Annotated in this window: 17 protein-coding genes; 8 read left to right on the forward strand and 9 right to left on the reverse strand. The window is 67.5% G+C overall.

Features of this window, described 5'->3' with window-relative positions; translation table 11 throughout:
* Window positions 1-33: 33 nt before the first annotated feature.
* Entirely contained in the window at window positions 34-2,259 is a 2,226-nt protein-coding gene (locus FHS79_RS04575) for a TonB-dependent receptor (protein WP_184196048.1), read from the forward strand.
* A gap of 128 nt (window positions 2,260-2,387) precedes the next feature.
* Here the strand turns inward: FHS79_RS04575 and FHS79_RS04580 are convergent, their stop codons facing one another.
* A complete protein-coding gene (locus tag FHS79_RS04580; RefSeq protein ID WP_184196154.1) occupies window positions 2,388-3,137 on the reverse strand; it encodes an SDR family NAD(P)-dependent oxidoreductase in 750 nt (249 codons plus the stop codon).
* Entirely contained in the window at window positions 3,137-4,630 is a 1,494-nt protein-coding gene (locus FHS79_RS04585; RefSeq protein ID WP_184196051.1) for an amidohydrolase family protein, read from the reverse strand. The genes FHS79_RS04580 and FHS79_RS04585 overlap by 1 nt, the downstream gene beginning before the upstream one ends.
* Before the next feature lie 113 nt (window positions 4,631-4,743).
* Between FHS79_RS04585 and FHS79_RS04590 the strand changes: the two genes are divergently transcribed.
* The 6 genes from FHS79_RS04590 to FHS79_RS04615 all read left to right on the forward strand — a co-directional run bounded on the left by FHS79_RS04590 (window position 4,744) and on the right by FHS79_RS04615 (window position 9,145).
* Window positions 4,744-5,589 (forward strand): SDR family oxidoreductase, encoded by an 846-nt coding sequence (locus FHS79_RS04590; RefSeq protein ID WP_184196054.1) that lies wholly within the window; start codon window positions 4,744-4,746, stop codon window positions 5,587-5,589.
* Window positions 5,586-6,011 (forward strand): organic hydroperoxide resistance protein, encoded by a 426-nt coding sequence (locus FHS79_RS04595; protein ID WP_184196057.1) that lies wholly within the window; start codon window positions 5,586-5,588, stop codon window positions 6,009-6,011. The genes FHS79_RS04590 and FHS79_RS04595 overlap by 4 nt, the downstream gene beginning before the upstream one ends.
* Window positions 6,008-6,466, forward strand: coding sequence for a nuclear transport factor 2 family protein (locus tag FHS79_RS04600; RefSeq protein ID WP_184196060.1), 459 nt, complete (start codon window positions 6,008-6,010; stop codon window positions 6,464-6,466). Before FHS79_RS04595 ends, FHS79_RS04600 begins: the two co-directional genes overlap by 4 nt.
* Window positions 6,467-6,564: 98 nt before the next feature.
* Window positions 6,565-7,032 (forward strand): hypothetical protein, encoded by a 468-nt coding sequence (locus FHS79_RS04605; RefSeq protein WP_184196063.1) that lies wholly within the window; start codon window positions 6,565-6,567, stop codon window positions 7,030-7,032.
* Window positions 7,032-8,597, forward strand: a complete 1,566-nt coding sequence (locus FHS79_RS04610; RefSeq protein ID WP_184196066.1) for a GMC oxidoreductase — start codon at window positions 7,032-7,034, stop codon at window positions 8,595-8,597. Before FHS79_RS04605 ends, FHS79_RS04610 begins: the two co-directional genes overlap by 1 nt.
* Window positions 8,594-9,145: a gluconate 2-dehydrogenase subunit 3 family protein gene (locus FHS79_RS04615; protein ID WP_184196069.1), complete on the forward strand. Its 552-nt coding sequence runs from the start codon at window positions 8,594-8,596 to the stop codon at window positions 9,143-9,145. Before FHS79_RS04610 ends, FHS79_RS04615 begins: the two co-directional genes overlap by 4 nt.
* A gap of 4 nt (window positions 9,146-9,149) precedes the next feature.
* On the opposite strand, the gene FHS79_RS04620 is transcribed toward FHS79_RS04615, so the two are convergent.
* The 6 genes from FHS79_RS04620 to FHS79_RS04645 all read right to left on the reverse strand — a co-directional run bounded on the left by FHS79_RS04620 (window position 9,150) and on the right by FHS79_RS04645 (window position 15,825).
* Window positions 9,150-9,680, reverse strand: coding sequence for a cytochrome b (locus FHS79_RS04620; protein ID WP_184196072.1), 531 nt, complete (start codon window positions 9,678-9,680; stop codon window positions 9,150-9,152).
* Window positions 9,680-11,947, reverse strand: a complete 2,268-nt coding sequence (locus FHS79_RS04625) for a TonB-dependent receptor (protein ID WP_184196075.1) — start codon at window positions 11,945-11,947, stop codon at window positions 9,680-9,682. Before FHS79_RS04625 ends, FHS79_RS04620 begins: the two co-directional genes overlap by 1 nt.
* 48 nt (window positions 11,948-11,995) lie before the next feature.
* Window positions 11,996-12,919: an NmrA family NAD(P)-binding protein gene (locus tag FHS79_RS04630; RefSeq protein WP_184196077.1), complete on the reverse strand. Its 924-nt coding sequence runs from the start codon at window positions 12,917-12,919 to the stop codon at window positions 11,996-11,998.
* Window positions 12,920-13,022: 103 nt separating this feature from the next.
* Window positions 13,023-13,439, reverse strand: coding sequence for a DUF2141 domain-containing protein (locus FHS79_RS04635; protein ID WP_184196080.1), 417 nt, complete (start codon window positions 13,437-13,439; stop codon window positions 13,023-13,025).
* 11 nt (window positions 13,440-13,450) lie between these two features.
* Window positions 13,451-15,034: an AMP-binding protein gene (locus FHS79_RS04640; RefSeq protein WP_184196083.1), complete on the reverse strand. Its 1,584-nt coding sequence runs from the start codon at window positions 15,032-15,034 to the stop codon at window positions 13,451-13,453.
* Window positions 15,031-15,825: a fumarylacetoacetate hydrolase family protein gene (locus tag FHS79_RS04645; protein WP_184196086.1), complete on the reverse strand. Its 795-nt coding sequence runs from the start codon at window positions 15,823-15,825 to the stop codon at window positions 15,031-15,033. The genes FHS79_RS04640 and FHS79_RS04645 overlap by 4 nt, the downstream gene beginning before the upstream one ends.
* Window positions 15,826-15,939: 114 nt before the next feature.
* Here FHS79_RS04645 and FHS79_RS04650 point away from each other — a divergent pair, with 114 nt between their 5' ends.
* Entirely contained in the window at window positions 15,940-16,851 is a 912-nt protein-coding gene (locus FHS79_RS04650; protein WP_184196089.1) for a LysR family transcriptional regulator, read from the forward strand.
* Between the two features lie 116 nt (window positions 16,852-16,967).
* Here the strand turns inward: FHS79_RS04650 and FHS79_RS04655 are convergent.
* On the reverse strand, window positions 16,968-17,213 hold a 246-nt coding region (locus tag FHS79_RS04655), incomplete at its 5' end, for a transposase (RefSeq protein ID WP_184196091.1).

Genomic DNA, 17,213 nt, shown 5'->3' on the forward strand with positions numbered 1-17,213 from the left:
TGGGCGGCGGCTGCGCTGCCATGGGGAGGGATCATGCGCAACATTCTGAAAGCTGCCTTGGGCAGCGCCGCCGCGATCGCAATGGCCGCTCCCGCATGGTCGCAGCAGGTGGCAGCAGCGCCTGACAATGATTTGCTCCCCGATATCGTCGTCACTGCCGAGCGGCGCGAAAGCCGACTGCAGGAAACCCCGATCTCGATCACCGCACTCGGTGCCGCCCAGCTCGAAAACCAGGGCGTGCGCACGGTCGGCGATCTTGCTGCAACCGTTCCCAACCTCACTTCCACCACCGGCCCGCAAGGTTCGGCGGACGCCAACTTCTTCGTGCGCGGCGTCGGGCAGTTCGATTTCATCATCACCAACGATCCTGGCGTGGGGGTCTATGTCGATGGCGTCTATCTCGGCCGCACCGTCGGTGCGCTGCTCGACAGTTCGGATATTGCGCGGGTGGAAGTGCTGCGCGGCCCGCAAGGCACGCTGTTCGGCCGCAACACCCTGGGCGGCGCCATCTCGATCACCACCCGCCAGCCCGAAATCGGCGCGCTGTCGGGTCAGGGCCGCGCCACCTACGGCAGCCGGGACCGGATCGACCTCGACGCCTCGCTCAACGTGCCGCTGGGAGACAGGGCGGCGCTGCGCGTCTCGGGCGTCACGCGCAACCAGGATGGCTTCTCGCGCAACCCCAGAACCGGCGTCGTCTTCGGCCGCACCGAGCGGCTCGGCGGCAAGGCAGCATTGCTGTTCGAGGCCACCGAAGCGCTCACTGTCACGCTGAGTGCCGACTATTCGCTCGACAAGTCCAACCCGGCACCCGCGGTGCTGCTCGACATCCTGCCGCTGCCCTTCTTCCCCGCCGATGCGCGTGCCGATCTGTTCAACCCCAATGATTTCTACCGCAGCTTCGCTTCCAACAGCCCCGAGGCACGCAACGAAATCTACGGCTTCTCGGGCACCATCGCCTATGATTTCGGCGGCGCCACGCTGAAATCGATCACTGCCTATCGCAACCTCGACAGCTTCTCGACCTCGGATCCCGACGGCACCGGCTATCGCCTCTACGATCAGCAGGCGACCACGGTGCAAAACCAGTTCAGCCAGGAACTGCAGCTTTCCGGCTCGCTTCTCGACGACAAGCTCGAATATCTGCTCGGCGCCTATTATTTCCGGGAAGACGCCGATCAGACCTTGTTTCTCTGCTTCGCGCCGATCACCCCGCTGCCCACCGCACGCGGCAACGCGTGCAACACCTGGACGCAGGGCAACGCGCAGATCACCAACAGCTATGCCGTCTTCGGCCAGGCGCGCTACAAGACCGAAGGCGGCTTTTCGCTGACGCTGGGCGGCCGCTACACCTGGGAAGACAAGGACATCGTGTCGAACCAGCTGTTCGATTTCCGCCCCGCCGGCTTCGAAGCGGCCCCTGGCATGGTGGTGCCGGGCTTCCCGGCGCCGATCGTCACCGATCTTGCGTCCTCGCTCAGCTTCCGCAAATTCACCCCCAAGATCGGGCTCGAATATGCCCCGAACCGCGATCTGCTGGTGTTCGCAAGCTATGCCAAGGGCTTCCGCTCGGGCGGCTTCAACGGCCGCATCATTGCCCCGCAGGCAAGCGTGCCGAGCTATGCACCCGACACCAACGACACCTTCGAGCTTGGCTTCAAATCGGATATCGTCCCCGGCGTGCTGCGCACCAACATCACGGCGTTCTACAGCAAATACAAGGGCATCCAGCAGACCATCTCCGATCCGGCGGTGCAGTTCCGGGTCGCCAACGCCGGCAATGCCGAGCTTTACGGCTTCGAGGCGGAAGTGGCGCTCAACCCGGTGCGCGGGCTGCGCTTCAACGCCGGCATCGGCTACACCTCGAGCAGCTTCGAGGATGTGCCCGTCAATGTCGGCCCCATCAACGGCAACCGCCTGCCGTTCAGCCCGGAGTGGACGGTGGCACTCGGCGGCGAATATCGCGTCGACCTCGGCAATTTCGCGCTCACCCCGCGCGTCGACTGGCGCTTCCAGAGCCGCACCTTCTTCACCGCCTTCAACCTGCCGCTCGAACAGCAGGACCCCTATGGGCTGCTCGCCGCGCGCATCACGCTCACCGACGCCGATGATCGCTTCAGCCTGGCGGTCTATGGCGAGAACCTGGCAGACGCCAAATACTTCACCTTCGGCCAGAACGCGCTGCAGGCGCAGGGGGTTGCCTATAACTACATCGGCCGCCCGCGCGAGTTCGGGGTGACGGCAGGCTTCAAATTCTAGGCCAAGGCCAAGGCGGCGAGAAACAGCGAAGCTGTTTCGAGACTCGCCGCCGTGCCCGGCCGGCGGATGCCGACTGATCCGATCCGACGTCAGCCGCGGCTTTGCCGCGGCCTTCCCTTCTTTCGCCTTCAAACCGCCGTCAGCCCGCCATCCACCGCCAGGGCCGCCCCCGTCACAAAACTTGCCCGGTCCGAAATCAGCCACGCCGCCGCCTCGGCAATCTCCTCGGGCGCCGCCACCCGCCCCATGGGATGGAAGCCTGCCGCTGCCGCCGCATAGCCCGGCGCATGCGCCTCGGCGCGCTCCAAGATCATCGGCGTCGCCACCGCCCCCGGCAGCACGGCATTCACCCGGATGCCAAGCGCCGCATGATCGACGGCGGCAACGCGCGTCAGCCCCATCACGCCATGCTTGGAGGCGGCATAGGCGGCCAGCCCCGGTGCTGCGACCGCCGACATCACGCTGCCGGTGTTGACGATGGCCCCCGGCCGGGACAGCCGTGGCAGCTCGGCCTGCAGGCAGATGAACAGCCCGCGCAAATTGACCGCCATCACCGCATCGAAATCGACGAGCGGGATGGTTTCGAGCGGCATCATCCGTCCGCGCGATTGCTCGATGCCGGCATTGTTGAACGCGCCGTCGAGCCGGCCGAACGCCGCGATCACCGCATCGATCGCCGCCGCGACCGAGGTAGGGTCCGACACATCGCACCGCGCCGAAATCGCACCCGGCAGTACGGCTGCCACCTCTGCCGCACCATCCGCATTGATATCAAGGCAAGCCACCCGCGCGCCATGCGCGGTAAACACCCGCGCCGCCGCCGCCCCGATGCCGCTCGCCGCCCCCGTCACCAGAATATGCTTGCCGCCGAGCATCATCACGCCGCTGCCCAGCCATAGGCGAGGTTGCTCGGCAGCCCTCCACGTGCGCGCCAATCGCTGTTGATCGCCTCGATCTGCCCTGCCTCTATCCCCTGCGCGCCATAGGCCGCCGGATCGAGTCCGTGCAGCCGCGCGCTGTTGAGCCCGAGGATCGCCGCCTTGGTCGGGCTGTCCCACCCGCCAAGGTCGGGCAGGCCGAAGCGCTGGATCAGGTCGGGCGGCGTTTCCAGCCGCCGGAACGCCTCGATCTGCCATTGCGGGCTGCCGTACCAGACGCTGTCGGTGCCCCACAGCACCTTGTCGGCTCCCAGCCCGCTGACCAGCGTCGCCACCATCGCCGCTGCCAGCCGCGGCTGGGTCAGCACGGTGAAGGCAAAGCTCGCGCCGATATCGGCATAGACATTCGACACGCTGTGAAGTGCGGGAATCTCGGCGAGATCGCTCACCCAGTCGATCCTCCCCTCGGCTTCAAAGCGCGCCAGTTCGGCATCGGTCGGCTGCGGAATGGTGCGATAGGCGGCGTGATAGATGATGAAGTTGAGCTGCGGCCAATCCTTCGCCGCACGCGGCAGGTCGTCGATTCGCGCAAAGGGCTCGGCACCCGGCATCAGGCTCGGGTCGGCCGGCAGCAGCCCCTTGTGGATGCACAGGTTGCGCACCCCCGCCTTCACCAGCCGCTCATACGCCGGATACATCAGCGCCTCATCATCGAGCCGCCAGCGATGCGCCGAGGGGCCGAAGGGCTCCCCCACCGTATAGCCCTTCCAGCCATCGGGCTTGAGCTCGGCATGCACCCGGTCGATCTCGTCGAGCCAGCCGGCATGGCCGGGTGCAATCACGGCATGGCTCAACAGCCGCCGCCCGCCCGCCACCGCGTTCACCGCCGCCCGCGCCGCCGCCATCTGGTTGTTGCTCAGCATCCAGCCCTGGTCGGTGTCCGACGGGGCGCCGGAGAGCAGCGCCACCCGCGTGTCCGAAGCGAGGAAGATATCGCGCAGGAAGGCCGCGAACTTGATGTGCTCGATGGTGAAGCATCCGGCGTGCGGAAGCCCGAGGATCTCGGCGGAAAGCTCGATGAGTCCGGTCAACGGCACGAACAGCGCGGGGTCGGCATCGTCTTTCAGGAAATGCACCTGGTCGTCGAACACGAACTGCGCCGCCTGCGCGCTGCGCTCGGCATCGGCGGCACCCGCGTCGCGCGGCGTGTCGCGGCTGACGGTGAAGCCACTGCCAAAACTCTTGTTCAGCTCGGCAAAGGCGCTCGCCATCGCCATCGGTGTGCCGAGCCAGGCGGCAGGGCTGAGCGCATGGCGGCGGCTCTCGGCCTCGGCGCGCGCTCGCATCCGCGTCTCATAGCCCTTGAGCGCAGCCGATTGGCGCGGGGGCAGATATTCGCCATTCGACACGATCCGGGGCGGCACCGGCAGCGGCGCCAGTCGCTCGGCAGGGATCAGGCGGGCGCGGACATCGGGGGGCAGCAGCATCGGCATGGCAGGAGAGTGCCGCAGCGGTTCCGCTCCGGGGCATGACGAGTGCAAGCGTCGCGATAACTTGCAAGACAATGGGCGTGACGCGCCCATGGCGGCGGGTTAGCCTCCGCCCCATGAGAATTCTCGTGATCGGGGGCACCGGCAAGACCGGATCGGCGGCGGTGACGGCGCTGCGGTCCCGGGGCGTGGGCGCGGTTGTCGGCGCTCGCTCGCCCGATAGAGCCGGGGGCAAGGGTGGCGTGGCGCTCGATGTGCGCGATCCCGCCAGCGTCGAGGCGGCTGCGGCAGGCTTCGAGGCCGTCTATCTGCTCACGCCGCTGGGGCCCGACGAAAGCGAGGTCGGCGTCGATGCCGTCCGCGCCTTGCGCCGTGTGGGGGTGGGGAAGATCGTCTATCTCGCCATCCAGAACCTCGTGCCGATGCGCGCCATCCCGCATTTCGAGACGAAGATCCCGGTGGCGGCTGAAGTGCTCGCCGATGGCCGCTCGGTCGTTCTCGGTGCCAATTTCTTCATGGACAACGATGCGATGCTGCTCGGCGCCATCGTGCGTGCCGGCGTCTATCCGCTGCCGGTCGGCAACGTAGGCGTGTGGAGCATCGCCGCTGCCGATATCGGCGAGGCGGCGGCCAACGCCCTCACGCGGCGCGACTGGGACGGCCAGAATGTGCCGCTGTGCGGTCCCGAGCGCCATACCGGAGCCAGCCTCGCCGCCAATTGGGCGGCGGTGACCGGCCGGCCGGTCGTCTATGGCGGCGATGATGTCGAGCCCTTCCTCACCGCCACCGGCCTGCCGGCGGGCTGGGTGCGCGACGATCTGGGGCAGATGTTCCGGGTAACGCAGGCGCTCGGTTGCGTTGCCACGCCGGCTGAGGTGGCTGCGAGTGCCGCGATCATCGGTCGCCCGCCGACCCGTCATATCGATTTCGCTGCCGCACTTTTGGAAAGGAGCAAGGCATGAAGACAATGTACGAAGCGCAGGCGCGCGCCGAAGCCGGGCGCGAGGGCCGCGTCTGGTCCGAGGATGGCCATGTCGATCTCGCACTCGCTCCGCCCAAGGCGATGGGCGGCTCGGGCGCCGGCACCAACCCCGAGCAGCTCTTCGCCGCCGGCTATGCCGCCTGCTTCCACTCGGCGATGCTGTTCGTGGCGCGCGAGGCCAAGCTCGATACGGGCGGATCGAGCGTGGAAGGCCATGTCGCGATCGGAATGAACGACGCCGGCCCCGGCTTCAAGCTGGCCGTCCGCCACAGCGTCCACCTCCCCGGGCTGCCGCAAGCCGAGGCCGAAGCGCTCGTCGCCAAGGCACACGCCGTCTGCCCCTATTCCAACGCGACGCGCGGCAACATCGACGTCGATTTCGACGTCAAGGGGGCTGCATGACCTACACTGCCGCCCTGGCCCAGGAGGGCGAGGCGCCCAAGCTCCGCCCCTTCACCGACCGCGACCATCCCAACGCGAAAATGCTCAAGGATGCGCACGAAAACTTCCAGAAGGGCGATATCGAAGCGCTGTTCGGGCTGATGGCCGATGACATGGCGTGGCACATGCCCGGCAACAACGCGCTGTCGGGCGATTTCATCGGCCGCGACGCCATCCTCGGAAGCTTCGCCGCGCTCCAATCCAACGTCGACGCCTATTGGGCCTGGCCGCTCGACTATTTCGGGTCGGACGATCATGTCGTCCTCGTCGCCAAGGTCCATGCCCGGCGCGGAGACAAGGTGCTCGATTGCCTCGAATGCCTGCTCTGGCGCGTCGACGCAGCGGGCAAGCTCGCCGAAGTCTGGCACATGGCGCTCGACGAAAAGGCGTGGGACGCGTTCTTCTCGGTCTACTGACCCTCATTCCCGCCGGTTGGGGCTTGCGCCGGGCTTTGCATGAGCGCCGCCCCGCCGCCCTCGACAATCCTGCCCCGATGCAGGGGAGGAAGGCCGGAATGACCTTGGACGAAGAGCGCGCCATGGTGCGCAAGGAGACGCTCGTCTCCACCCTCCCCAACGCCGTCATCTCTGCGCTGTTCGTCTGGCTGCTGTTCGGTGGCCAGCCGACGGTGCCGCTCTGGGGGCCGGCCGGGCTGGCGGTCGACCTGCTGCCCACGACCTTGATGCTCACACTGATGACCACGATCGGCCTGACGCTGCTCGTCCGCCACCGTCGCCGCAGGGGATCGCCGCCGGCGCACGGCAGCAACTGGCTGCCGCGCCACCCGCTGCTGCGCGGGCTCATGCTGGGGGCGCTGATGCTGGTGCTGTTCGTGCCGGTCAGCGTGGCGTTACTGGCGCTGGTCTGGGGCGCCGACTGGTCGTTCGCCACGGTGCTCGTCTTCAAGATCGGCTATGGCGTGCTGCTCGGATGGGTGGTGACCCCGATCGTCGTGCGCGCCGCCTTGCGCGATTCCGGCTGATGCGCAGCGATGCCCCCGCCGATGTCGTCATCATGGGGGCAGGGGCGGCCGGCGCCCTGTTTGCGGACCGGCTCACTGCCGCGGGCCAACGGGTCGTCGTGCTCGAAGCCGGCGAGGGCTGGGCGCTTTCGGACCTTGTGTCGTCGCAGATCTGGGCGCGGCGGCTGAAATGGGGCGGGGCACCAGTGCTTCCCGGCGGTGCGCACCCGTTCGGGCACAATTTCGCCGTCGGCAGCGGCATGGGCGGCTCGGCGATCCACCATTATGCGAGCTGGCCGCGGCTCCGGGCGCAAGACTTCCGCCTCGGCAGCACGCTAGGGCTCGGGCAGGACTGGCCGATCGACGCCGCCACCCTCGCCCCCTGGTACGACCGGGTGCAGGCAGAAATGCTCATCAGTGGCGATGCCGCAGCCGAAGGGCGGGACGGTGCGCCCTATCCGCTGCCGCCGGTCAAGGTCTTCGCGCAAGCCCGGCTGCTGGCGCGCGGCTTTGCGGCGCGTGGGTTCGCGGTCTGCCCCAACCCGATGGCGGTGATGACCGAGGACCGTGATGACCGGCCTGAATGCCTCTACGATGGCTGGTGCGACGCCGGCTGCCCCACCGGCACGCTCGCCAACCCACTCGTGGTCCACTGGCCGCGCGCGCTCGCCGCGGGGGCAGTTCTGCGCACCCGTGCAAATGTATTGGCCATAGCAACCGATGCCGCCGGCCGCGCCACCGGGCTCGATTATGTCGATGCCGCCGGCGAGCGCGCCCATCAACCGGCGGCGCGGATCGTGCTGGCAGGGGCAGCGGTGCAGAACGCCCGGCTTCTCCTCGCCAGCCGCAGCACGGCGCATCCACTCGGCTTCGGCAACGCGCATGCCCAGGTCGGACGCTGGTTCAACTGCCACAGCATCGGCAATGTCCACGGACTTTTCACCGAGCAGACCGAGCCGCACATGGGCCTCGCAGCCGGCGGGCTGATGAGCTTCGCCGATTATGGAAAACAGCGCGAGAGCGGCCCGCGCGGTAGCATCACCTGGGGCATCGCGCCGGCGGTCAAACCCAATGATCTCCTCGGGCTGGCGATGACCCGCGCCGATCTGTTCGGCCCGGCCCTCCATGCCTTCATGGCAAAAGCCGCGCGCCACATCGGCATCATCAACGCCATCTGCGAAAACCTGCCGGTTGCCGACAACCGCATCGAGCTGGCGACCGAAACCGATCGCTTCGGCGTGCCACTGGCGCGGATCGTCCACACGCTGCACCCCGATTCCGCTGCACTCTGGGAGCATGCGCTGCAGGACGGCGAGACGATCCTGCGCGCCGCTGGTGCCACACAAGTCTGGTCCGGCCGCCAGCGCGCACTCGGCCATGTCTCGGGCGGCACGATCATGGGGCGTGACCCGGTCACCAGCGTCACCAACGACATCGGCCAGATCCATGGCGCCGCGAATGTCGTGGTGGCGGGCGGCGGGCTGTTCCCGAGCATCGGCGCGGTCAGCCCCACGTTCACCGTCCTGGCGCTCGCGGCCCGCACGGCAGCGGCGATGATCGACGAGCGCGGGAGATTTGCAGCATGACCGACCGGCGAACGCTGTTGAAGGGTCTGGCGCTCATCGCCGCCACGGTCGGCGGCGTCGAACGTCTGCTCACGCCGGCGCAGGCGCAGGCCGCCGCGCTGCCGCTCAAGCGGCTCACCCCGGCACAGGCGCGTACCCTCGCCGCCTTCGGCGAGGCGCTGGTGTCCGGCGCCGCAGCACTCGGTCTCGCGCATTATGTCGATGACCAGCTCGCCAAGCGGCAGGCGGAAAACCTGCTGATGATCCGCTACCTCGACGTGCCACCCCCCTGGGACGGCTTCTACAGCGGCGCGCTTGCAGCGGTGGATGGCCTGGCGCGCATCCGCCACGACGTCGATTTCGCCGCCCTCGATGCCGGCCAGGCCGCAGCCCTTGTCGGCGAGATCGCCGCCGGCCCCGATCCCGCCGGTTGGGCGGGGCCTCCGGCGGGCCTCGCCTATTTCGTCATCCGCGCCGATGCGATCGATGTCGTCTATGGCACCGAGGCCGGCTTCGCGCGCCTCGGCGTGCCCTACATGGCGCACATCCCGCCGGAATCGCACTGGTAACGTTTCAGCGCGCGCCGAAGCCCATGCGGCCCAGCACGCCGTCGCGCCTTGCAAAATGATGCCAGAGTGCTGCCCCGGCATGGACGGCGATGAGCGTGATCAGCAGCGACGAGAACAGCACATGCCCGGCGTGCGGCGGCAGCGTGTCGAAGTCCGGCAGCGCCACCGGCTGGCCCTGCAGCAGCGGGAACAGCCCGCCCAATTGCGCCATGCCGAGCCCCGTCACCAGCATCGCGAAGCTGAACAGATAAAGCCCCAGATGGCTGGCGCGCGCTGCCAGCCGAAGCGGCCCGCCGGCATGTGCAGGGGCAGGGCGGCGCGTGGTGAAGCGCACCAACAGCCGCACCAGCATGATCAGCAGCAGCCCCAGCCCGCCCGCCATGTGCAGCCGCAGCAGCTCCGCCTTGGCAGGGTCGGCATTCGCCACCCCCTCCAGCACCAGCTTGCCGAATGCCAGCATGCCGATCAGGCCGAGGCCGGCAACCCAGTGCAGCATCACCAGTGCGGGGTGGTAGCGGGCAGGTGCCTTGGTCATCAGAATTTCACTCCCACTTCGATGCCCCATTCGGCCGGGCGCCCGATGCCGCCGAAGGCCGTGCCGTTGCCCGCCAGCGTGTCCTGCGCATTGGTCAGATATTCGGTGTCGGTCACGTTGGTGCCGAACACCGCAATCTGCCAGCGGTCATCGGGCAGCGCCCAGGTCGCGCGCAGGTTGAGCAGCCCATAGCCCGGCTGCACCTCGAGCGGATCCGCCTCGAGCTGGTAGGAGAGCCTCGACCGATATTGCCAATCGGCACGCAGCCGCAGCTGGCCGAGCCGGTCTCCCAGCGGCTGCCGATATTCTCCCGAAAGCGAATAGGTCCAGCGCGGCGTCAGCGGCAGCGGCGTGTCGAGCGTGATGCCCGCCACCTGCGGCGACAGCGTGCGGTAGCCGGCATCGAGGTGGCCCACCGCCGCTCGCAACGCCAGCCGCTCGGAGATATTGGCATCGGCCTCCACCTCGAAGCCACGGATGCGCGAGTCACCGGCATTGCGCGTCTCGAACAGGCCGCTGATCGCCGTGAACACCAGCAGCTGCTGGTTCGTGTAATCCGACTGGAACACCGAGGCATTGATGCGCAGCAGCCGGTCGAAGAACTCGGTCTTCAGCCCCAGCTCATAGCTCTGCACCGTCTCGGGATCATAGCCGATGATCGCCGCCGACGATGGCCGCCCATTGAAGCCCCCCGATTTGAAACCCTCGGCATAGCTCGCATAGGCCAGCACGCGGGGAGCGAGCTGCACATTCACCCCCACCCGCGGGGTGAAGGCGGTGAAGGTCTGCTCCACCTGCGTGAACGGCAGCGCGTCGCGCGCCGTGCCGGGGGCGGGAATGGCAACGGGCGGCAGCACCGACATGATGCCATCGCGGTTGTCGAGCACCGAGGTGTTCGCCTGGCGCTTGGTTTCGGTTGTCCAGCGCGCTCCCAGCACCAGCGAAATCGCATCGGTGATGTCGTAGCTCGCCTGGCCGAAGCCGGCGAAGCTGCTCACATCGAGCCAGATCTGGTTGCGGCTGCGGATGCATCGATCGACCAGTCGCGGCGCATTCGAGCCGACGCAAAGATCGACAGCGTTGAAGGCATCCTCGGTGAAGTAGAAGGCGCCGACCAGAAACTCGCCACGGCTGCCGATGCTCCCCGAAAGCTGCAGCTCCTGGCTGAGCTGCTGCTGGCGCAGCCGGCTGGCATTGTCATAGAGCACGAAGCCGGTGCCGTCGAAATCGTTGAACGTCGTCTCGACATAGCGCCGCCACGCCGAGATGGACTTGAGCGTCACCCCGCCGAGATCGCCGGTGATGTTGAGGCTCACCCCGCCATTGTCGACATCGTTGATCGCAGGCGTGGAGGCGAAATTGAGGCTGCGGTCGGTCGAGCGATCGGCCCCCACGCCGACCGGAAACGGCACGCCGGTGGGGCCCACGCCGGGGCGGAAGAACGGCCCGCCAAGAAACGGCGGGCGCGGCACGGTGATTCCGGCGGCCGGGTTGAAGCCGAGCAGCACCTGGTGCGACGGCGACCCCCGCCCGCGCAGATAATCGCCCGACAGCGTTGCACTGAAGGTTTCATTGGGCTGGAACAGCAGCTTGAAGCGGCCCGACAGGTCCTCGATGTCTCCGAATGTGTCGCCCGTATAGACGTTGCGCCCCCAGCCGCGCTGGTTGCGCGTGCTCGCACTGGCCCGGAGCGCCACCGTATCGCCGAGCGGCACGTTGATCGCCGCAGCAGCGTCGATCCGGTCACGCGAGCCATAGATGGCGCGCGCCTGCACGCCGATTGCCTCGAGGCTCGGCTGGGCGGTGACGAGGCTGATGGCGCCGCCGATGGTGTTGCGCCCGAACAGCGTCCCCTGCGGCCCGCGCAACACCTCGATCCGCGCCAGGTCGAGCAGCTCGACCGACGAAGCCTGCAACCGCGCGATGTAGACATCATCGACATAGACGCCGACTCCGGGATCGACGGCAATGCTGTTGTCGAGCTGGCCGACGCCGCGAATGAAGAAACCGCCATCGTCGCCGCCGTTCGGCCCCGCGGTCACCGACACATTGGGCGCAAATTGCACCGCGTCGGACACATTGTTCGCCGAGCGCGCGCGCAGCGTGTCGGCGCTGATTGCCGTCACCGAAATCGGCACCTCCTGGATATTCTGCTGGCGCCGCTGTGCGGTCACGATGATCTCGCCCTCATCGACCGGCGCTTGCGCGAGTGCCGCACTGGCGCTGCCGAGCAGCAGCGAGGCGAGGATGGTGTGGCGTGCGAGCATGGATATCCCTCCCGTTTGTGGTTCTCGCGCCCCCCGGCGCGGCAGTGTTCAGGCAATGGCTTTGGAAATCCCGGGCGTGGCGACCTTCACGCTCCGCGCCGCATCGGCGCCGGTGAAGCGGGCCTTATGGTCCGCCACGAAATCGCGCATCGTCCGTGCCGGTCGGCCGAGAAGCCGGGGCAGATCGTCGGACATCGGCGCGTTCCTGCCGAACCGCGTGAGCGAATAGACGATTGTCATGAACAGCAGTGTGTCCCAGGTCACCCGCGGGCCGACACGCCGCCAGAAGCCGATCAGCGAGGGGTTGGCGTAGCGGATCGGCCGGCCCAGCTCTTGGCCGAAGATCTCGGCCACCTCGAAATAGTCGAGCACTTCCGGCCCGCTGAGCAGATACGCCCGGCCCGCATGCGGTGCTGGATCGGCCATGATCCGGATCGCCGCCTCGGCCACATCGCGGCTGTCGATGAAGCTGGTGCGCCCACGCCCAGCAGGCACATAAATCTCGTCATGCTTCGCCACATCGACGGCATGGGTGGTGATGTCCCGGCACATGTTCTGCGAAAAGAAGCTGGCGCGCAAAATCGTGAAGGGCACCCCCGAGGCGCGAATGGCCTTCTCCACCGCATGATGCGGCACGGCCTTGGTCGTATCGGCGCCGGGCACCGACAGATAGACGATATGGCGCACGCCGGCCGCAGCGGCGGCCGCCACGAACGGCACCATCCATTGCTTCGCCGTGCGCGGGTGCGGCAGCGGGAACAGCAGGAACAGCACCGTCACGCCATCGAGTGCTGCACCCCATGTGCTGCGATCATTGAAATCGAACCGCACATGCGGTGCCGCATCGCCGTATTTCGCCGCGATCTTTTCCGGCGAATGTGCCGCCACCCGGAACGCCAGCGCCGACTGGCCAGCCAGCTGCGCCACCAGCTCGGTGCCGACATTGCCGTTGGGGCCAGTGACCAGGATCATGCAATTCCCCGTGCGGAAATTTCCGCTCAGTCAAACGCTACAAGCTTGAAACATTTCTTGAAGCGCAAAAGCGGGGCTGCAGGCATATCCCGAGGTTAGGGCTTCACAGATAGAAGAAGCGCAGGCGAATGGACGTGCTGCTGGCAAATCGAAAGCTTGCCGCCTTATAGCTCGGCGGCCCCATGCGCGGCTTGGCATTGTTGGAAGCCGCCGTCCCCTCGAGCGGCAAGCCGATGAAATTGGTATCGAACTTGCCATTGCCGTTCTCATCATGGAACGCCGACACCGCAATCACGCCCGGCGGCACATCCTTGAACACCACCGGCTTGTCGGCATCGGCAGCGTCGATCGTCACCCGCTGCGCCGGCTGCCCGGCGTCGCAATCGGGGAATTTGGTGGCGCTGTTCCACAGGCAAAGCACGATCTTGCCCTTCGGTACCCGCAGGCTTTCGAGATTGACCGTCAGGTCCTCGGCAGCAGCCGGGGCGGCAACAAGTGCGGCAAGCAACAGGATACGCATGGCAAGACCTTTCAGGAGCGAAGACGGTGGCGTTGCAGCTTGCCGGTCGCAGTGCGCGGCAGGCTGTCGGCAAAGACGATCTGGCGGGGGTATTTGTACGGCGCGATGCTGGCCTTCACATGCTCCTGCAGCGCCTTGGCCAGGCTCTCGCACGGCGCATGGCCGGAAGCGGGCACCACATGCGCGCATACGATCATGCCGCGCGCATCATCGGCCACGCCGATGACGCCGCATTCGGCCACCGCTGGATGGCCGAGCAGTGCCGCTTCCACTTCGGGCGGAGCAATATTGTAGCCCGACGAAACGATCATGTCGTCGGCGCGCGCCAGATACCAGAAATAGCCCTCGCCATCGAGGCGGTAGGTGTCCCCGGTCACGTTCCAGCCGTTCACCACATAGCTCGCCTGCCGCGGATCATCGAGATAGCGGCAGCCGGTCGGCCCCTTGACCGCAAGCCGCCCGGTCCCCTCCGCCAGCGGCACGCCGTCCTCGCCCAGCACACAGGCGCGGTAGCCCGGCACCACCTTTCCGGTGCTGCCGGGACGGATCGCATCGCCACTGGCGCTGATGAAGATGTGCATCATTTCGGTCGCGCCGATGCCGTTGACGAGCCGCAGCCCGGTCGCCGCCTCCCAGCCATGAAAGATCGCTTCGGGCAGATGCTCGCCCGCCGACACGCAGTTGCGCAGGCTCGACATGTCGGCACCCGCCACCCCGTGCGCGAGCAGCGCCTTGTAGGCGGTCGGGGCGGTGAAGAGGTGCGTGACCCGCTGCTCGGCAATGGCTGCAAGCATGGCGGCCGGGCTGGTGTCGTGCAGCGTCACCGCCGTGCCCAGGAAGCGCAGCGGAAAGATGACGAGCGCCCCCAGCCCGAAGGTGAAGGCAATCGGCGGCGTGCCGCACCAGACTTCCCCGGTGCGAGGTACCAGGATGGTCGCGGCAAACGTGTCCGCAACCGCGAGAATGTCCCGATGACAATGCACAGTGCCCTTGGGCGCCCCGGTGGTGCCGCTGGTGAAGGCGATCAGCGCCGGGTCATCGGCCCGGGTCGTCACCGCTGCAAACCCGGAAGCGATTTCCTCCAGCGCAGCCGCAAAGCGGCAGTCCGCAGCATCACCGTCGAAGAACAGCGCCGCCATCGCCGGCTTGGCCGCCGACTCGAACGCCGCCCGGCACGCCGCATCGACAATCGCATGGCTGATCGCCGCCTTGGCGATGAGCGTCGCAATCTCGCCCCCGCGCAAGATCGGCATCGCCGACACCACCACCCCGCCGGCCTTCAAAATGCCGAGCCACGCCGCGGTCAGCATCATCCCATTGGCGCCGAACAGCAGAACGCGGTTGCCAGCCACCAGCCCGTGCGTTTCCACCAGCAGCCGCGCGATCCGGTCCGACCTGTCCTTGAGGTCGGCATAGCTGATCGCACCGCCGGCCTGGGTGCGCACCGCCGTCTGCGCGCCATGCCCGGTCGCCACCGCCACATCGATCAGCGCCACGGCTGCATTCAGCTGTTCGGGATAATCCAGACAATCGAGCAGGAACTCGGGCTGCGCCGCCACCGCCGGCAGGTGCCGCTTGACGAAATCGTCGATCATGCCGCCACGATCCGCGTCTCGATATGCCCCAGCCCTTCGATGCCCACGCGCACCTCATCGCCGGCCACCAGAAACTCCGGCGGCACCATCCCCGCCCCGGCCCCCGGCGGCGATCCGGTGGCAATCACCGTTCCCGGCTCCAGCACCATATGGCTCGACAGCCAGGCGATCAGCCACGGCACACGCCGCACCATCGCCGCCGTGCTCCCATTCTGCCGCACCACGCCATTCACATGCGTGGTGATCGCCAGCGCATGCGGATCGGCAATTTCGTCCGCCGTCGTCAACCACGGCCCCAGCGGCGCATGGCCCGGCCCGCCCTTGCCCAGCATCAGGCTGTCGGGCTTGAGCGCCGTCCGCACGGTCAGGTCGTTGACGATCAGATAGCCGGCCACATGCGCCACGGCATCGGCTTCAGCCACCTGCCAGCAACGCTGCCCGATCATCACCGCCAGCTCGCCCTCATAATCGAAGCTCGGATGCGGGCTGCTCGCCGTGCCGAACGGCGCTGCAATGCTCGTCGCCGGCTTCACGAACAGCGCCGGCGTCTCCGGCACCGCGCGCCCCTGCTCACGCGCATGGTCGGCATAGTTGAGGCCCACACCCAGCAGCAGCGGCGGCACAAACGCCCGCAACCGTGCCAAGTCGAGCGCATGTGCCGGCCCCGATGTGCGCGAAATCGCAGCAAGATCGGGGAAGCCCGCTGCAGCAACGCCGGTGTCGATTGCCCGCTCGCCGTCGATGCGCGCAAGGCGCACGCCATCCTCGAACTGATAGGGTGCGATCTTCATGCGCCCACCATGCCGCAGCCGACGCGCGCGCCGCACATAGATAGCCAACACTGCGGGGCGACTTGTTGTTATGCCCGCAACTCGTCGCTAGTCTTGGGCGAAAGGGGAGCAAGTGTGATTGAATCGCGGCGTCTGCGGCAATTCCTGGCAGTTTACGAGCTCGGCAGCATCGGCCAGGCCGCCGACAAGCTGTTGCTCACCCAGCCCGCCCTGTCCAAAAGCCTGCGCAGCCTCGAAGACGAGCTCGGCGTGCGGCTGTTCGATCGCACCCCCGTCGGCGTCGTCCCCACCGTGTTCGGCGATACGCTCGCGATGCACGCCAAGGGCATCGAGGCGCAGCTGCGCCAGGCCGAGGCCGCCATCGGCGCGCTGCGCGGCAAGGCCAAGGGGCATGTGGTGGTCGGCATCGGCCCCAGCGTCGCGCCCAACCTCATGCCGCTCGCCACATTGAGCCTGCAGCGCCTCCACCCCGGCATCGAGCTTTCGGTCGTCGAAGGGCTGGTCGATGACCTGCTGCCGCAACTCCGCCGCGGCCAGATCGACGTCGCCGTGGGCGCCTGGCCACGCATCGCCGATCCCGATTTCTCCACCGAAGTCATCATCGTCGACACGCTCGAAGTCTTCGCCCGCGCCGATCATCCGCTGGCGCGCCACCCCGGCCCGATCGGCATGGAGGCGCTGCTCGGCCATGCCTGGGCGCTGCCGCCGGCCACGCAGAAATGGCGCCAGCACCTCGATGGCCTGTTCGTGGAGCAAGGCCTCGCTCCCCCGGCGCCCGCCGTCACCAGCACGTCCGCGAGCTACCTCAAGGCGCTGATGCTCCGCGGCGATTTCCTCAGCTTCCTGCCCGGCCAGCTGGTGAGCACCGAAACCGATCGCCTGGTGCCGCTGCCGGTAGACATGGTCCGCGCCCACCCCGACATCTCGATGACCTTCCGCGAACGCGCCCTGCTCAAGGCCCCCGTCGCCGAACTGGTCCAGGTGCTCCGCGCCGCGGGCCAAGAACTGGCGGCGGAGGCCAGTTAGAGGCCTCCGGCGGCTGGGGCCTCAGGCCCCAGACCCATGATTTGGGTTCGTGCCGGGCGACTGCCGCTCTCGTCACGCGAAAGCCCATGAATGGGGTCTGGCGACTGTATTGGCGGTCAAGCTGGTTTTTGCCATCGGGTGCTGGATTTGAGGATGGCGTTGGCGGCGACGACGAGTTTGCGGGCGACCGCGATGAGGGCGACCTTGGCCGGCTTTCCGGCGCTTCGCAGGGCTAGATACTCGTGCTTGAAGCCCTTGTCGGCGCGAACGGCGTTTACGGCTGCCATGTAGAGCGCTGCGCGCACGCATGGTCGTCCGCCGCCGATATGCGCCCGGCCGGTGCGGGTGCCGCTCTGGTTGGG

Origin of the sequence: Polymorphobacter multimanifer, assembly GCF_014205635.1 — a bacterium.
GTDB classification, from domain to species: domain Bacteria; phylum Pseudomonadota; class Alphaproteobacteria; order Sphingomonadales; family Sphingomonadaceae; genus Sandarakinorhabdus; species Sandarakinorhabdus multimanifer.